At 71.5% G+C, this 14,249-nt stretch carries 19 protein-coding genes; 5 read left to right on the top strand and 14 right to left on the bottom strand.

Annotation, left to right across the window (positions count from 1 at the left end; translation table 11 throughout):
- Positions 1-3 precede the first annotated feature (3 nt).
- On the bottom strand, positions 4-423 hold the full coding sequence (locus DFJ67_RS09985; protein ID WP_116067625.1) for a hypothetical protein: 420 nt from the start codon (positions 421-423) through the stop codon (positions 4-6).
- An 80-nt stretch (positions 424-503) separates the two neighbouring features.
- Between DFJ67_RS09985 and DFJ67_RS09980 the strand changes: the two genes are divergently transcribed.
- Positions 504-962 carry a DUF1707 domain-containing protein gene (locus DFJ67_RS09980; RefSeq protein ID WP_116067624.1) on the top strand — a complete coding sequence of 153 codons (459 nt, stop codon included), beginning with the start codon at positions 504-506 and terminating at the stop codon, positions 960-962.
- A 221-nt stretch (positions 963-1,183) separates the two neighbouring features.
- On the opposite strand, the gene DFJ67_RS09975 is transcribed toward DFJ67_RS09980, so the two are convergent.
- Positions 1,184-2,461: a LysM peptidoglycan-binding domain-containing protein gene (locus DFJ67_RS09975; RefSeq protein ID WP_116067623.1), complete on the bottom strand. Its 1,278-nt coding sequence runs from the start codon at positions 2,459-2,461 to the stop codon at positions 1,184-1,186.
- 20 nt (positions 2,462-2,481) lie between these two features.
- Positions 2,482-2,901, bottom strand: coding sequence for a hypothetical protein (locus DFJ67_RS09970; RefSeq protein ID WP_244940430.1), 420 nt, complete (start codon positions 2,899-2,901; stop codon positions 2,482-2,484).
- Positions 2,902-2,934: 33 nt separating this feature from the next.
- Between DFJ67_RS09970 and DFJ67_RS42610 the strand changes: the two genes are divergently transcribed.
- Positions 2,935-3,117 (top strand): RidA family protein, encoded by a 183-nt coding sequence (locus DFJ67_RS42610; RefSeq protein WP_170215690.1) that lies wholly within the window; start codon positions 2,935-2,937, stop codon positions 3,115-3,117.
- 5 nt (positions 3,118-3,122) lie between these two features.
- Here DFJ67_RS42610 and DFJ67_RS09965 read toward each other — a convergent pair whose 3' ends face one another.
- Genes DFJ67_RS09965 through DFJ67_RS09915 form a run of 10 tightly spaced genes read right to left on the bottom strand, consistent with a single transcriptional unit; the run spans position 3,123 to position 10,466 of the window.
- Complete coding sequence (locus DFJ67_RS09965) at positions 3,123-3,569, bottom strand: TadE family protein (protein ID WP_116067622.1); 447 nt, start codon at positions 3,567-3,569, stop codon at positions 3,123-3,125.
- Positions 3,566-4,015 (bottom strand): TadE/TadG family type IV pilus assembly protein, encoded by a 450-nt coding sequence (locus DFJ67_RS09960; protein ID WP_116067621.1) that lies wholly within the window; start codon positions 4,013-4,015, stop codon positions 3,566-3,568. The genes DFJ67_RS09965 and DFJ67_RS09960 overlap by 4 nt, the downstream gene beginning before the upstream one ends.
- 2 nt (positions 4,016-4,017) lie before the next feature.
- Positions 4,018-4,248, bottom strand: coding sequence for a hypothetical protein (locus tag DFJ67_RS09955; RefSeq protein ID WP_239097148.1), 231 nt, complete (start codon positions 4,246-4,248; stop codon positions 4,018-4,020).
- 24 nt (positions 4,249-4,272) lie between these two features.
- Positions 4,273-5,094, bottom strand: a complete 822-nt coding sequence (locus DFJ67_RS09950) for a type II secretion system F family protein (RefSeq protein WP_116075977.1) — start codon at positions 5,092-5,094, stop codon at positions 4,273-4,275.
- 44 nt (positions 5,095-5,138) lie between these two features.
- Positions 5,139-6,089, bottom strand: coding sequence for a type II secretion system F family protein (locus tag DFJ67_RS09945; RefSeq protein ID WP_409362905.1), 951 nt, complete (start codon positions 6,087-6,089; stop codon positions 5,139-5,141).
- Positions 6,041-7,588 carry a TadA family conjugal transfer-associated ATPase gene (locus DFJ67_RS09940; protein WP_116067620.1) on the bottom strand — a complete coding sequence of 516 codons (1,548 nt, stop codon included), beginning with the start codon at positions 7,586-7,588 and terminating at the stop codon, positions 6,041-6,043. Before DFJ67_RS09940 ends, DFJ67_RS09945 begins: the two co-directional genes overlap by 49 nt.
- On the bottom strand, positions 7,578-8,375 hold the full coding sequence (locus DFJ67_RS09935; RefSeq protein WP_116075973.1) for a CpaE/TadZ family protein: 798 nt from the start codon (positions 8,373-8,375) through the stop codon (positions 7,578-7,580). The genes DFJ67_RS09940 and DFJ67_RS09935 overlap by 11 nt, the downstream gene beginning before the upstream one ends.
- A gap of 2 nt (positions 8,376-8,377) precedes the next feature.
- A complete protein-coding gene (locus DFJ67_RS09930) occupies positions 8,378-9,025 on the bottom strand; it encodes an SAF domain-containing protein (protein ID WP_409362906.1) in 648 nt (215 codons plus the stop codon).
- Positions 9,022-9,939: a hypothetical protein gene (locus DFJ67_RS42605; RefSeq protein WP_170215777.1), complete on the bottom strand. Its 918-nt coding sequence runs from the start codon at positions 9,937-9,939 to the stop codon at positions 9,022-9,024. The genes DFJ67_RS09930 and DFJ67_RS42605 overlap by 4 nt, the downstream gene beginning before the upstream one ends.
- Positions 9,933-10,466, bottom strand: coding sequence for a hypothetical protein (locus DFJ67_RS09915; RefSeq protein ID WP_409362908.1), 534 nt, complete (start codon positions 10,464-10,466; stop codon positions 9,933-9,935). The genes DFJ67_RS42605 and DFJ67_RS09915 overlap by 7 nt, the downstream gene beginning before the upstream one ends.
- A 540-nt stretch (positions 10,467-11,006) precedes the next feature.
- On the opposite strand from DFJ67_RS09915, the gene DFJ67_RS09910 reads away from it, so the two are divergent.
- From DFJ67_RS09910 to DFJ67_RS09900, 3 genes are read left to right on the top strand one after another with little or no spacing between them, the layout of a single operon-like run.
- Positions 11,007-11,768 carry a prepilin peptidase gene (locus DFJ67_RS09910; protein ID WP_116067617.1) on the top strand — a complete coding sequence of 254 codons (762 nt, stop codon included), beginning with the start codon at positions 11,007-11,009 and terminating at the stop codon, positions 11,766-11,768.
- Between the two features lie 9 nt (positions 11,769-11,777).
- A complete protein-coding gene (locus DFJ67_RS09905) occupies positions 11,778-12,122 on the top strand; it encodes an MmcQ/YjbR family DNA-binding protein (protein WP_116067616.1) in 345 nt (114 codons plus the stop codon).
- 10 nt (positions 12,123-12,132) lie between these two features.
- Positions 12,133-12,720 carry a hypothetical protein gene (locus DFJ67_RS09900; protein WP_239097149.1) on the top strand — a complete coding sequence of 196 codons (588 nt, stop codon included), beginning with the start codon at positions 12,133-12,135 and terminating at the stop codon, positions 12,718-12,720.
- Positions 12,721-12,752: 32 nt separating this feature from the next.
- Here DFJ67_RS09900 and DFJ67_RS09895 read toward each other — a convergent pair whose 3' ends face one another.
- Positions 12,753-14,246 (bottom strand): aldehyde dehydrogenase family protein, encoded by a 1,494-nt coding sequence (locus DFJ67_RS09895; protein ID WP_116067614.1) that lies wholly within the window; start codon positions 14,244-14,246, stop codon positions 12,753-12,755.
- Positions 14,247-14,249 lie beyond the last annotated feature (3 nt).

Raw genomic sequence — 14,249 nt, 5'->3', positions numbered from 1 at the left:
TCGTCAGGCGGCGGCGAGCACCAGGACGCCGAGCGTCAGCACACCGGCGGCGAGGAACAGCGCGCCGATCCAGAGCAGCGCGACGAGGCCGTTGGGCCGGGTGCGGCCGCGACCCATCGAGGAGAAGAAGAAGCCGGCCGGCACGAGGATCGCGGCGATCGGGGTCGCGGTGCGGGCGACCCAGCCCCAGAACCCGTGCGCGCCGGCGGCGTCGGCGTAGGGGAGCGCGACCAGGCTGAGGATCACGAACACGCCCGCGTGCGCGTGCCCGGCCCGGGCGAACGCCTTCTGGAAATCAGTCAGCTCGACCGCACCGCGGGCCACCTTGGTCAGGTAATACCCGCCCGTCTCGATGGTCACGATCGTGAGCAACAGGACCCCGGCGATGCCCAGTGACTGAGAGGTGAGCGTCACGACGGCCATCCAATCTTGACGTTGACTAGATATCTTGACGGTGACAAGACTAGCCTGGAACATGGAAGGTGGGAAGAGGGGGACCCGAGATGACCAAGCCGCACGAGCGCGTATCGCACGCCGAGCGCGAATCGGCCGCCAGGATGCTCGCCGACGCCACCGGCGCCGGCTATCTCACGACCGAAGAGTTCGACGGCCGCGTTGCGGTCGCGTACTCCGCCATCACCCGGGCAGACCTTGACCGGGTCGCCGCCGAGCTCCCACCGGAGTGGGTCCGCGGCTGGGAGAAGTCCAAGCGCCGCGCGGAGCGGGTGTTCGCACAGCAGGCCTCGGCCCGCAGGCACCTGGCCGCCTACGTCGCCGGCAGTGGACTCATGATCACGATCTGGCTCGTGGTCGGTCTGGCCACCGGGGCCTGGTATCCGTGGCCACTCTGGCCGATCCTCGGCTGGGGCTTCGGCGTCTACCACCACACCAAGCCGCTCCGTCAGGCCCGCGCGCTGCGCGCCGACGCGGGCCCACCGCCACTGAGCCGCGGAATGCTCTAACGCGTTGGAGCGCAAACGCCTGGCGCCGCCGCATAGCGGCGCGGGCTGAAAGCGGCTCGGCTGGTAGCGGATGAGACCGCGGGGTTCCCTCCGCCGCCTGGTGGGCCCCGGGCTGACCGGCGGCCGGTCTTCGCGTGAGCTCGGCTCGGCCCGCGGGGATTGTTAAGACCGCGGGTTCCCGCCGCCGCCCGAACAACGGCGGGAACCCGTGATCCGGCAGGTCAGTCGTGTTCGGCGCGGTGGCGGCCGCCGTCGAGCGGGGTCCCGGCCGGTCGACGGCGTAGTCCGAACACGGTGCCGACCTGCGCGCCTACGATCGCCGCCGCGGCTATCACGGCGGAGACGGCGAGCGGGCGGTTGATCTGGAGGCCGGTGTCGCTCTGCTGGGGAGCGCCCGCGGCCATGTTCTGGTCGGGTGAGGCCGGCGGCAGCGGCACGACCTCCGCCGGCCGAGGTGCCGGCAGGACCGGCGGCACGGTGATGGTCGGTGGCTCGGTGATGGTTGGTGGCTTGGGCCGGGCCGGTTGGCTCGGCGGTGCTGGCGGGGTCTCCTTCGGCGGGGTGGGCGGCGGCTTGGTCGGGTCGTGGCCGTCGTTGACGCCCGGGTTGATGACCATGCCGCTCGCATGTGGACGGTAGCCGTGGTCGGCCGCCTCGTCGGGCAACCGGAGCAACTGGCCCGGGAAGATCCGGTCCGGGTTCTTGATCTTGTTGATCCGGGCCAGTTCCGGGAAGTCGCTGAAGTCGCCGACGTAACGGTCGGCGATGGCACCCAGGTAGTCGCCGCGTTCGACCTGGTAGCGCGGTTCGGCGTCGCCACTTGCCCGGACCGGCAGCAGGTGCGCGACCCCGCCGCTGGCCGGCACCGGCGACGTGGCCGCACGGGCGGGAGCCGCCGTGGCGGCGGAAGGCGTCGCTCCCTGGGCGGCCGCCACCGGGGAGGTGCCGGCGGGCAGGACGACCGAATTCGCGGTGCTGGAAGCAGCGGCGGCCGCGCGGGCGGCGACGCCCGGGTTCGTCTTCGGTGCGGCGGACCACGGCGTCTCGGCCGCAGCCAGCGGTGCCGCGGCGACTCGCGGCTGCACGTGCAGTGTCGTGGGCTGGGCGGTCGCCGCGACGGCGGCGGTCGCCGGGCTGGCGACCAGGATCAACGCCGAGCCGATCAGCGCCGCGGCCATCCGCTGCTGGCGGCCCAGCCCGGGTAGTCGCGGTGCCGGCCGGCGGACGATCCGGAACGGCAGGTCGATCAGCACCGAGACGGCGAACGTGGCCCAGCCCAGCCAGCCCACCACCGCGAGCGCCCGCACGAAGAGCTGGCCGTCGTCGCGGCTGGTCAACGCCGTGCCGATCTCGGCGAACGTGGGCAGGTGGTCAGGCAACGGATTGCCGGCGAAGGCTAGCAGCGCGATCGGCGCGCCACCGACCAGGCCGACCAGCACGACCAGCGCGCCCAGGCCGGTGACGATCTGCCCCACGCGTCGGGGCGCGGAAACGCTCACAGGTTCCTCCTGCCGTGGAGCTACGGGTTGGCATCGGTGGTGGTCACCAGTTCGACGGTCGCTTCGGCCTGCACCGGGTAGGTGTCGGCGAAGCCGAAGAAATCGAGCATCACGGCGTCGTAGGAGATCGTGACCGTGACCCGCAGGAACTGGGTGCTCTCGGCGCCGCTGGCGTCTTCGCCCAACGACACGGTGCGACCGATGATCGTCGGGTCGTCGAGGTTGTCGACGAACGCGAGCGCGGCAGTGGTCGCGGCGGCCTGGTCGACGGCCGCCGGTGCGCCCGCGATCGCGTCGGCCACGTCGATCGCCTGGCCGCCGGCGCGGGCGGCCTCGGCCGCGATGTTGGCGGCCCGCTGGTAGGCGCGGATCCGGCCGATGCCGTCGAAGGTCAGCCCGATCACGATCAGCACGCCGACCAGCGCCACCGCGATGAACACGCTGACCCGGCCGCGGTCACCCGCGGAGCGCCGTTGCCGCTCAGCCTCGCCCGCAGGCAGTTCACCAGCATCGATCCGCAACCCCGGTGGTGCGCCGGCGCCGTCTTCGCCGGCGGGCAGATCCCCGAAACGGCCGAAGGGACCGTGCCGGCGGAGGTCGCGGCGCAGTGCCGGCTGGCCTGGCGCAACGTGTTGGGCGTGCTGGCCGCCGCCTGACCGGCTCATCCGGCGCTCCGGCCGCGATACCAGTCGAGTGGGGAGGTGTAGCGGGCCGTCACGTCGCGCGTCGTGAAGTCGAGCAACGGGAAGCCGACGAAGTTGAGGCTGCATTCGACGGTCACGGTGACCACCGGCGGCGCGCCTTCCTGTGGGCCGAAGTCGGTGTTGGCGAACGCGCCCGCGACGTCGGGGGTGATCGTGCGGCTCGCGCAGAGCACGTCGAGCTCGTCGAGGGTGTCGTTGGCGGCGTCGGTGGCCGCAGCCGCCGCACGGTCGCCTTCGCGCTCGATCGACGCGGCCCGGGCGGCGTCGTGTGCGGCGAGGTCGACGGCGTTCTGCGCGATGGTCACCCGCCCGACGAACGACGCCACCACCATCAGCATGATGAACGCGGGCAGCAGGATGGCGACCTCGACAGAGGCCGAACCGCGCTCGCTCAGAGGTCTCATCCGGCGTCCACTGTGAATCGTTCGACGGTGCCGTGTGCCGTCTGGGAAACCGGGAAGGTCACGCCCGGGATGACCGACAAAGCCCGGCCGGTGACGGTGAACGCCACCTCGTCGGCCTCGGCCGCGGCCTCGTCGACCGCGCCGGCGGAAAGCCAGTCGCCGGTGTGGGTCAGGAACGCGTTGCCCTTGGCGAGGCCGGCACCGGGCGGCGCCTGGTAGGCGCGCTGCGCGCTGACCGCCTCCTGCGCCGCCGACAGCGCCGCGGATCGGGCCAGGAACACCGCCGCGATCTGGATCGCGAGAAACAGCAACAGGATGATCAGCGGCGCCACGATCGCCAGTTCGACGGGCGAGGCGCCGCGGTCGGATCCGCTCCGATCGCCGGGCACGGCCGGGCGCCGGCGCGCGGAGTCCGCGGCCGGGCCCGGGATCGGTAGCAGGATCATGGTCAGCCTTCGCCGCCGCCGGCGCCCGGCATGGGCGCGATGTCGCCGGACTGGTCCATGAAGGTGTTAGCGGTCGTGAGTGCCCAGGCCACGACGAGGCCCGCGAGAAGTGCGAGCCCGACGATGATGATCGCGGTCGGCACCGGGTTGTCGCCCCGGTCCCCTTCGCCGCCGCTGTTGAGCGTGCGCAGCCGCTGCGACGCGACCGCGTGTAGGTAGGCGAGGTACGCCATCGGTGTTCCTTTCGGACGCCCGGATCACACCCGGGTCAGGAAGGGGTAGAGAACGAAGCCCATGAGTACGAACACGAGCATCGCTCCGGGGACGTCGAGGCGGCCGGTGACCGCCTCGGCGCGAGCGAGGTTGTCGGTGCGAATCTGGTCGCGCAACGAGTCGGCCCGAGCCCGCAAGGTCTCGTGGACCTGTGCGCCCTCGGTGCCGGAGGACTGCATGATGGCGCCGACGTCACCGAGTTCCGGGACGCCGATCTCTTCGGACAGCTCGCGCAGTTCCTCCCACGGCGAATGCATCTGCAACTGGGCCATGCGCAGTGCCGAGCGGATCCGCTCGAACACCCAGCCGTCACAGATCGCCGCCGCGTTCTCCAATGCCTGCACCGGCCCGTGTGCCGCGGTCAACTGCAACGCGACGAGGTCGAGGTAGGTGCAGACGGCCCGGCTGAACTCGCGCCGGGCCCGATCGGCCTTGCTGAGCACATCGCGGTGTGCGATGAAAGCGGCGATCGCGGCCAGGCCGAGGCTCGCGATCACCGGGACAAAGAACGGGATCCCGAGCCCGAAGAGCTGGAAGATCACCGTCAACAACACCGGCGCGGCCAGCCCGGAGCCGCCCGCGATCAGCAGGGACAGCGCGTATTGCTCCGGGGTGCGGCCGAGCAGCGCCAGGTCACGGGTCGGCGGGCGAAGCCACCGGGACAACCCGCCGAGCCAGTCGAGGTCGCGCCGCGGGCCCGCCGCGAGCCCGGCCGGTGCGGCCTGGTGCAGGCGGCGCAGGGCGGGTGCGAGCGCGGGCGAGGCGGGTAGCGCTTCCCGCACGATCACGAAGGCGCCGGCACCCATCAGCGCGCCGCCGAGGACGCCCGAGACGAACGGGAGGTTGACGATCACCGGACCGCCTCCTCGAGCTTGGGCGGTGCGAGGAAGCGGGCGGCCCGGGGTGGCAGGCTCATCGTGCGCACCCAGGCGAGCAGCGCGACGAAGATCCCGCCGAGCACCACCATGACGACCTGGCCCCCGGGCGTACCGTATGGGCGCATGTAATCGGGGTTGATCAGCCCATAACCGAGCACCAGCAGCACCATTCCGGTCAGGAAGCGCACCGCGAAGCGCGGCTGCGTGCGCTTGGCCTCGACCTCGCGGCGGGTGGCCACCTCGGCCGAAGCCGCCGAGGCGATCGAGCCGAGCACGTCGCCGAGGCGCTCGCCGCGGTCGCTCAGGTGCAGGATCAGCGCGGCGACGACCTGATCGGCCACCGGGTCGGAGATCTCGTCGGCGAACGCGAGCAACGCGATCCGGGCCTGCCAACCGGCCTGTAGGCGGGCGGCGAGCAGCCCGACCTCTTCCTGGATCTGCTCGGGGACGGTCGCGACGGTGCCGACGATCGCCTGTTGCAGGCCCTGGCCGGTGCCGGAGACGTCTTTGAGCCGCCGGGTCCACTCGCCGATCGCCTCGATCCGGGCCACCGCCCGCTGCTCGGCCCGACCGACGGTGAACAGCCAGGGCGTGCCCGGCACCGCGACGGCGAACAGCAGGCCGACCACCGGCAGGCCGGTGACCAGGAACGCCAGTGCGCCGGCGCCGGCCGCGCAGACCAGCAGGATCTGGTGTCGCCGCCGGTCGCGCGGGTTGTCGCTGGAGCCGGTCCACAGTCGACCGATGCTGGACGTGCTGGACGCGGGGCGGGGTGGCCGGTTGGTGCCGACGATGGCGACCACGGCGAGGATCACGCCGGCGACGCAGGCGGCACCGGCGAGCACCGCGATCAGCTCGAGGTCAGCGGGCAGCTTCACATCGTCCTCCGCTGCTGGAGCTGGGTGTGCCGGGGTCGCCGCCAAGCTCCGGTGCCCGCCTCGATGTAGCGGGTCAGCATGCGGGCGTCGTACCCGATGCGCATCAATTGATCTCTGACCCGCTCCGGCAGATGCCGGGGGACCGCCCGCCCGTCGGCGCCCGGACCGAAGACCGTCGTCGTCGCGACCCGGTTGTGCTCGCTGACCCCGATGACCTCTTCGATGTGTGAGATGAAGCGGTGCTTGCGGCCACCGATGGCGGTCTCGTCTTCCACCGTGACGTAGACGATCAGGTCGAGCGCGTTGCCGGCCATCCGGCGGGCCTGGTCGACGGTCATCTCCCGGCCGTGGGAGAGGGCGAGTTCGATGATCCGTTCGCTCACACCGCCGGGGGTACGCGCGTGGATCGTGCACATCGAACCGCGGCTCGTCGTCATCGCCTGGAGCATCGGCACGATCTCGCGCGACCGGACCTCGCCGACGATGATCCGCAGCACGCCCATCCGCAGCGAGAGCGGGATCAGGTCGGCGATCGTCACCTCGCCGGCCGGCCGCCCGTCGTAGCCCTTCTCGCCGTGCCCCTCGCGGGACTCGAAGCTCATCACCGCGCGGTGTTTCAGCGACCGGCGGGCGGGCAGCAGTTCGCGGCTCTCCTCCAGCAGCACGTAGGGCTCGTCGGCCGGGATCTCGTTCATCAGCGCCCGGATGACGGTCGTCTTCCCGGCACCGGCGAGCCCGGCGACCATGATGTTGAGCCCGGCCCGCATCGACGCCCGGAGGAAGTCACGGATCAGCGGGTCGACCATCTCGTCGAGGTCGGCGCGGGCGCCGGCCAGCTCGTCGAGCGTCACGTCGAGGGTGTTGTGCCGGCGGATCACCGCGTAGGGCCGGTGGCTGACCAGGAACACCGCCGCGAGCCGGCTGCCGTCAGGTAGCTGCAGGTCGAGCGTCGGCTTCGAGGTCGACAGCGAGCGTTCGGTCGAACCCGCCCGGCGCGCGGCGGCCTGGAGGATCTCCACCATCTCCTCGTCGCTGTCGGCGATCGGGTCGCCCCAGTCGACGCCGCCACCGTGCCGGGTGATCCGGACCTGGTCGCAGCCCAGGATGTGCACTTCTTCGATCGACTCGTCGATCAGCAGCGACTGGAGCCGGCCGAGGCCGACCAGCTCGGCGGTGACCTGGTCGAGCAGGGCGCGTTCGTCGGCGGCGTGCAGCGGGGTGCCGGCCCGGCGGACCGCGTCGGCGTAGGCCGCTACCACCTCGGCCGCCAGCCGTGCGCGTTCGAGGTCTTCCTCGCCCGGCGTGTATTCGCGGCCGCGCTGCCAGTGCGTGAGCCGTTCGCTCAGCTCCCGGCGCAGCTCACGGACCAGGGCAAAATCAATTCGCCGACGGGGTACGTGCTGCGGGTGCGCGATCGGCGGTGGCGCCGGGGGCTGGGCCGGCCCTTCTGGTTGGTGGTGCCGCCCATTGGGGAGCATGGGCGGCACGGTCGAGGTGGCGCCCTCGCGACCGCGGGGGTCGTGGGCGACCGGTTCAAACCGCATGGGTCACCTCCGCGGTCGGCCAGCTCAGCCGGGCCCGGCGGCGGTCGAGCAGGCTGTGCACCGGCACCTCGAGCGCGCCCGCGGCCCGCATCAGCGGCCGGTTGGCGCGAATGGTGCCGCCGTGGGTCAGCACCTCGGCGGTGCGCGGGTCGTCGGGAAGCTGGCCGATCACCGGCAGCCGCATGGCTTTGCTGATCTCCGATTTGGGATGCCCGTCGCCGACCACCAGCAGCCGCAGGTTGCCGGCCGGGACGCGATGGTCGGTGAAGTCGCGTTCGATCGCCCGCACCGCGCCGCGGGTCGCCGACAGGTCGGCCAGCCGGGCGCCGGTGACGACCAGCACGGTCGCCGCGGCCCGCAACAGCGGCCAGGGCGGGTTGGGCACCTCGATCCGTCCACAGTCGACCAACACGTCGAACGGTGGCTGGCCGCGGTCGAGCGAAACGAAGAAGTCGGCGAAGCGTTGCCAGAGCGGGGTGACACTGCCGGCCTGCGCGGCGTCGACGACGCCGGGCAGCAGCAGCCGCTCGCGCCGGGGCGCGTCGAGGTCGACGAGCTGCGACCAGAAATGCGCCTCGAGATTGCCGTCGCGCAACTCGGCGACGGCCACCTCGCCGATCCCGCGGCGGCCGTCGAGCGCGCCGCCGAGATAGCCGGCCAGGATCGAGCCCCCGGCCGGGTCGCACTCGGCCAGGATGAGCCGGCGGTGCCAGGTCAGCGTGCAGGCCAGCGCGGCGGTGGTGACACCGGGCGCACCCTTGCCGGAGACCAGCGCGATGATCGCCACGGTCACTTACCCGCGGTCAGGACGACGGCGATCCGGTCGTCGTCGGCGAGCAGCACGACGGGGGCCACGTCGGACGCGTCGAGCGCCAGGTAGACCGTCGCGTTGCTGCGGTCGAGGGTCATGTCGATGACCGTGCCGTCGTAGCGGGTGATCGCCGGTGGCTCGCCCTTGGCCGGAGTGCCGACCAGGATCACCTTGTCGCCCGGCAGCAGCCGGCGGGCCGGCACCTGGTTGGCCCGCAGGCCCAGCGCGACCTGTTGCTGCCCGCCGGTGAGCAGCGGCTTGTCGGTCAACTGGGCGCGGGTGAGCAGGGTGCCCGGCACCAGCGAGACCAGTGCCCGCTTGCCGAGGACGGAGGCCTTCTGGTTGGCCGGCACCGGCGTCAGGCCGGCACCGCCGGCCACCTGCACGGTCACCAGGTCGTCGGGGGACAGCGTGGTGCCCTGCGGCACCGAGCGGGCGACCGCGAGGTAGGAGCCGGTCGCCTTGACCGACGTGATGGCGAACGCGGCGCCGAGGCCGCCGAGCGCGATCAGCAGCACGGCGAGCCCGAGCAGCCCGGGGCGCATCCGGCGCTGCCGGATCACCTTGGGCGGGGCGATCGGTGCCGGGGTCGGCAAGGCGGCGTTGCGGGTCGGCGTCGCGGTCACTTGGTCACCACCTGAAGCTCGTCGATCTGAATCTGCGCGGTGTTCTCCCGCGTGACGTTGGGGATCACGCCGTTCTCGGCGCCGGCTTCCCAGGTGACCGTCCAGGTCGTGGTCGCGGTGACCGTGTATTTGTCAGCCGCGCGGTAGCCCTCGAATCCGCAGGTCGGCGACTCGCCGCCCTGCCGCGTGTAGGGCGTGCCGGGGTTGGTGCAGGTCACCGGCGTGCCGCCGTCGCCCATGTTCCAGGTGATCTTGCCGACGACCGCGGTCAGGTTGACCGTGACGCCGCGCTCGGACTCGCTCGCCGTCAACGGGCCCCAGGTGCTCACCTTGTCGCCGGGGTTGTTGTCGGCCGGCACCCACAGCCAGATGGGCAGCCCGACCAGACCCGGACCGACCGCGGGGTCGGGCGCGATGCCGATCACCGGCGGCCGCAGGTCGAGGCTGGCCAGCGCGCGGGCGGCCAACTCGGCCGGGTCAGGCGGCGCCGCGAAGCCGGGCGGCGGGTCGTCGAGCAGCACGGGTTCGCCACCGGCCAGGCCGCCGGCGCCGCAGCTTCGGGTGTAGGACGTCATGCCCTCCGGCACGCCGGCCGGCTGCGGCTCGGTGACCCGGTAGTAGCAGCCGTCGGAGTTGTTGAACCAGCCGAGCAGGTCGTCATAGCAGGGCACGACGACGCCGTCGCGCCGGCACGGACCGCCGCCGCCACCGCCGTTGCCGCCGTTCCCGTTGCCACCGCCGTTGTTGCCACCGCCGTTGTTGCCGCCGCCCTCGCCCCAGCCGTCGCAGGTGGTCTGGTTGGGCGGGCACTCCGCACCGCCGTCGTCGGCCAGCGCGACGACCGAGCCGGTCAGCACCAGCGCGAGCCCCGCTGTCAGCACCCCGAACCGGGTCAACCGCCGCCCGGTCAGCACGGCTGGTCCTTGTGTGCGATGCCGGAGTCGATGAGCCAGCGGCCGTCGGGATAGCGACTGGCGGTCGCCGTGGCGATATAGCGGCCGGCGGCGTGACCGGGGACCTTCTTCTTCGTCTTCGCGTTGACCATCGCGTAGCCGGTGGCGTCGATGCAATCTTGAATCGAGACGGTCGCCGGCACGGAATCCAAGCTCACGGCGGTTATGCGTGGGTCGGAAATGAGTTTACCGGTACGCATCGCACCGTGCTCCTTAATATCGCGAATAGCGGTCCGGACGCGGGTCAGCAGCGGGTCGCCAAGGTATTTCCTCAGCTCCGGATAGTTGGGGTCGGGAATTGCCTCGGCCTTTCTGGCGGCTGCCAGATATCCGGCGTAGGCGGCGAGTGCCGACTTGGTCGCGGCGGCCGTTTCGGGATTGGCCGTGGGAGCGGGCGCGGAGTTGTCGAATGCGGCTGTCGATGGCGGCTCGGAACCGCATGCGACCAGTGCCGCCGCAAGTGCGACGGCGACGGCGGCGCTCGCCAGTCGTGGTGCGGGCACGGTGCATCCTCCCTGCGTCGCCTGGGACCGTGGGCGAAACTGGGCACGGTTAACTAAGGGTCGGACCCATCATCCGATCGCGTTTCGCGTTATTAATTTGGATCATCAAAGCAGCGGCGGGCGAGAGTCGCACCAGCCGCTTAAAGGTCGGTAGTGCAACACCCGAGGGCCGAGCATAGGCTGACGATCGCCGATGCAACAGAGGTCATTTCAAATAACACGTAGGGTCACGGCGACGGCCGTGACCGGGCCGGAAGGACCGACGATGGAGCCGTTTTTCGGGTGGCTGCGGCACTCGGGTGCACGCGTCCCGCGCTTTCTATCAAGCGACGGACAGCGTGTGCGATTCAAACTTCGATATGCGGAAGACCGTCGGTTTGTGTCCGATTCGTCGATCGGGACGGGCGCCAATGCTTGGCATGCGTTGTCCACAGCCGCTGGGCGGCTCGACCGGGCGGTCGGCGCATCGAGAAGATCGACTTGCGCGATCAACTCGTCACTGTCCGTGAAGGTGGGGCGGGTGGCATGACGACGGGGGTACGCGTACGGACCGCACCGCGGCGGCTACCCGCGGTGTTGGTCACCCCGCTGCTGCGGTGGTTGGCGATCAACCACACCGTGGCCCCGGGCGAGCCCTGGCGCCGGACCTGCCCCGGCTGTGGCGCCGCCATCGGGTTCGGCGGCGCGCTTCTGCCACAGGCCCGCTGTGGCGGCTGCGCGGCCCGGGTCGGTCCGCCGCCCTGGTCTGTTGAGGTGCTCGCCCTCCTTGCGCTGCTCGCCTTGGTCGCCTTCGCTGGCGGCCGGCCCGTTGTTTCGCTGCCGGTGGTCGCCGCCTTCGCCTGGTGGGCCGCGCTGGCCATCCCGCTCGTGCTGGTCGACCTCGCCGTGCACCGCCTGCCGGACAGGTTGACGTTGCCTGCCGCGGCAGGTGTGGCCGTGCTGCTGGGTGCCGCCGCGTTGGTCGACGGCGCGGCCGACCGCTGGGTGCGGTCGCTGCTCGCGGGAGCCGGCGTGGCGCTCTTCTTCGCGACGACCACGCTCGTGCTGGGCCGCCGGGGCTTCGGGCTCGGCGACGCCAAGCTGGCGCTGAGCTGCGCCGCGCTGCTCGGCTGGTTCGGCTGGGGCGCCGTGCTGCTCGGGCTGATGGCCGGCCTGCTGCTGTCGGCGTTGGTGAGCATCGTGCTGCTGCTCGCCGGGAAGGTGCGCTGGACGAGCAGCCTGCCGTTCGGCCCGTTTCTGGTCGCGGGCACGGTGCTCGGCCTGTTTGTTGTCGTACCCCTGTCATAGCGTGCTCGCGTGGTCACGATCGATGACGTGCGACGGCTCGCCAGCACCCTGCCGCGGGCCTATGAGGTGCTGGTCCGCGATCGGATCAAGTTCCGGGTCGGGAGCCTGGTGTTCCTGTCCTTCTCTCCCGACGAGACCGTGATGGGCTTCGGCTTCCCTAAAGAGGAGCGGGCCGGGCTGGTGGCGGCCGAGCCCGACAAGTTCCTCATGCCGGTGCCCTCCGACGAGCGTTACAACTGGGTCCGGGTCCGGCTGTCCGAGATCGACGAGGGCGAGATGCGCGAGCTCGTCCTCGACTCCTGGCGGATGTGCGTCCCCAAGCGGGTCGCCCGAGAGTTCCTGGAGGCGAGCTAACGTCCAAGTGGTGACAGCGGAGACGATGGTGGGGTTCGGCCCCAAGCAGGCCTGGTTGGCGATCCGTGGCCGTGACCCGGGCGCGGTGGTCGACGCGCTCGGCCTGCGCGACCTGGGGCCGACGCCGTGGCGCGAGGGCGTCGACCTTGCCCACCTCACCGATGATCGGCTGGCGGTGACGCCGCCGCTGGCCGGGGCGCGCGAGGCCGAGTGGATCCTGGTGGCCGGCCGTCGGCTGTTCACCAGCGAGAGCACCGTAGAGGCCGTGGCGCTGTCGGTGGCCCTGGAGACCGAGGTGCAGTTCTTCGCCACCCACCGGGTCGGTGAGCAGCACCGTTGGGTCCGCGCGGTCGATGGGGTGCTGGTGCGCGCCTTCGACTTCGTGGGCGAGACGGGTGAGGTGACCGAGTGGCGCGGTGATCCTGACGACGCCGAGCGGGCGCTGGGCATCCCGGAGGCGGCCCCCGCCGACGCCGACGATCTCCTGGTCGGCGAAGACGACGTGGCGCGGCTCGCCGCGCGCTGGAGCATCGACCCGACGGCACTCGACGGCCGACCCGCTCCCGGCCCGTTGCACGTAGCCGCCGCGCCGGACTAGCCGCCGCGAGAGCCGCCTGGCCGGCTTGCCGGCTACAAACGGAATGACAGGTCGGGAGTGATCGACTGGGTGTCCATCTGGGCCTTCTGCAGGCGGCCCGAATAGTCCCAGTTCATCGACTGCCAGCGGGTGAACTGGTCGAGCACCCACACGCCTGACTGGCGGGAGCCGTTGCCCGACTTGCCGTTGCCGCCGAAGGGCAGGTGCGCCTCGGCGCCCGAGGTCGAGTTGTTGACGCTGACCATGCCGGCCGAGACGCCGGCGCGGAAGGCGAACGCTGAGCGCGGGTCGTTGGTGTAGATCGACGACGAGAGGCCGTAGCCGGGCGCGTTGGCCAACGCGATCGCCTCGTCGAGTTCGCGGTAGGGCATGACGCCGACGATCGGGCCGAATGTCTCTTCCTGGAAGAGCCGGTCATCCGCGCGGACGCCGGCCACCAGCACCGGGTGGTAGAAGAGGCCGGCAGCGGGATCGCCGGCGAAACCGGCGCGGGGGTTCTCCGGAGTGATCCGGCCGACCGGGCCGAGCACCCGGTGGTGGTCGCCGATCCAGGTCAGATATTCCTCATAGCGCGAGGCGAACCGGTCGGCCAGCATCGGTCCATAGAGGACGTCTTCCCGGGTGGGATCGCCGATCACCGCGTCGGACAGGGCCTTGCCGAGCGAGTCGACGAAGGACTCATACACCGACTCGTGCACCATCGCCGTGCCCAGTGACGTGCAACGCTGCCCCGCCGTGCCGAAACCGCCGAAGAGCGCACCCTCGACCGCCAGCGACAGGTCGGCATCAGGGGTGACCACCATCGGGTTCTTGCCGCCCAGCTCCAGGCACGGGGTCTGTAGGTGGCGGCCGGTCAGCTCGCCGATCCGGGCACCCACCGCCGACGAGCCGGTGAAGCCGACCTTGTCGACCAGGCCCGCGTCGAGGGCGTCGGACAAGCCCGCAAAGGTGTCTTCACCGGAAGCGTCGACCACTGCGAAGACCCCGGAAGGCACACCCGCCCGGCGGACCAACTCACCCAGGGCGGCGGCGCTCGCGGACGCGTATTCGGCGGGTTTCCAGACGACCGCGTTGCCGCAGAGGAGGGCGGGCACCAGGTACCACGACGGCACCGCGACCGGGAAGTTGCCGGCGGTGATGATCGCGGCCACCCCGACCGGCACCCGGAACGTGAAGAGCTGCTTGTCGGGCATCTCGCTGGGCACGGTCTGGCCGTAGAGCCGGCGCCCCTCGCCGAGGAAGAAGTCGCAGGTGTCGACGATCTCCTGGACCTCGCCTCGGGCCTCGACGATCGGCTTGCCGATCTCCCGGGTGACCAGTTGCGCCAGCGTCTCGAGGTTGGCGCGGACCAGCGCGCCCAGGTTGCCGATGACCTGGCCGCGCACCGGTGCCGGCACCGCCGCCCACCGCGCCTGTGCGGCCCGGGCGTCGCGGCAGGCCGCGACGAAGGCGGCGGCGTCGGTCAGCGGCACCTCGGCCACCACGTCGTCGAGCCGGGCCGGGTTGACGGAGCGGTAGGTCGTCATGCC

The sequence above is a fragment of the Asanoa ferruginea genome (genome assembly GCF_003387075.1).
Taxonomy (GTDB): Bacteria; Actinomycetota; Actinomycetes; order Mycobacteriales; family Micromonosporaceae; genus Asanoa; species Asanoa ferruginea.
The sequence above is the reverse complement of the archived record's forward strand: the minus strand, read 5'-3'. Positions and strand labels throughout refer to the sequence as shown.

Excerpts from the sequence above, each read along its gene's own strand:
- DFJ67_RS09985 (WP_116067625.1), bottom strand. The coding sequence starts at position 423 with ATGGCCGTCGTGACGCTCACCTCTCAGTCACTGGGCATCGCCGGGGTC.
- DFJ67_RS09980 (WP_116067624.1), top strand. The coding sequence starts at position 504 with ATGACCAAGCCGCACGAGCGCGTATCGCACGCCGAGCGCGAATCGGCC.
- DFJ67_RS09965 (WP_116067622.1), bottom strand. The coding sequence starts at position 3,569 with ATGAGACCTCTGAGCGAGCGCGGTTCGGCCTCTGTCGAGGTCGCCATC.
- DFJ67_RS09960 (WP_116067621.1), bottom strand. The coding sequence starts at position 4,015 with ATGATCCTGCTACCGATCCCGGGCCCGGCCGCGGACTCCGCGCGCCGG.
- DFJ67_RS09955 (WP_239097148.1), bottom strand. The coding sequence starts at position 4,248 with ATGGCGTACCTCGCCTACCTACACGCGGTCGCGTCGCAGCGGCTGCGC.
- DFJ67_RS09950 (WP_116075977.1), bottom strand. The coding sequence starts at position 5,094 with ATGGGTGCCGGCGCCTTCGTGATCGTGCGGGAAGCGCTACCCGCCTCG.
- DFJ67_RS09940 (WP_116067620.1), bottom strand. The coding sequence starts at position 7,588 with ATGCGGTTTGAACCGGTCGCCCACGACCCCCGCGGTCGCGAGGGCGCC.
- DFJ67_RS09910 (WP_116067617.1), top strand. The coding sequence starts at position 11,007 with ATGACGACGGGGGTACGCGTACGGACCGCACCGCGGCGGCTACCCGCG.
- DFJ67_RS09895 (WP_116067614.1), bottom strand. The coding sequence starts at position 14,246 with ATGACGACCTACCGCTCCGTCAACCCGGCCCGGCTCGACGACGTGGTG.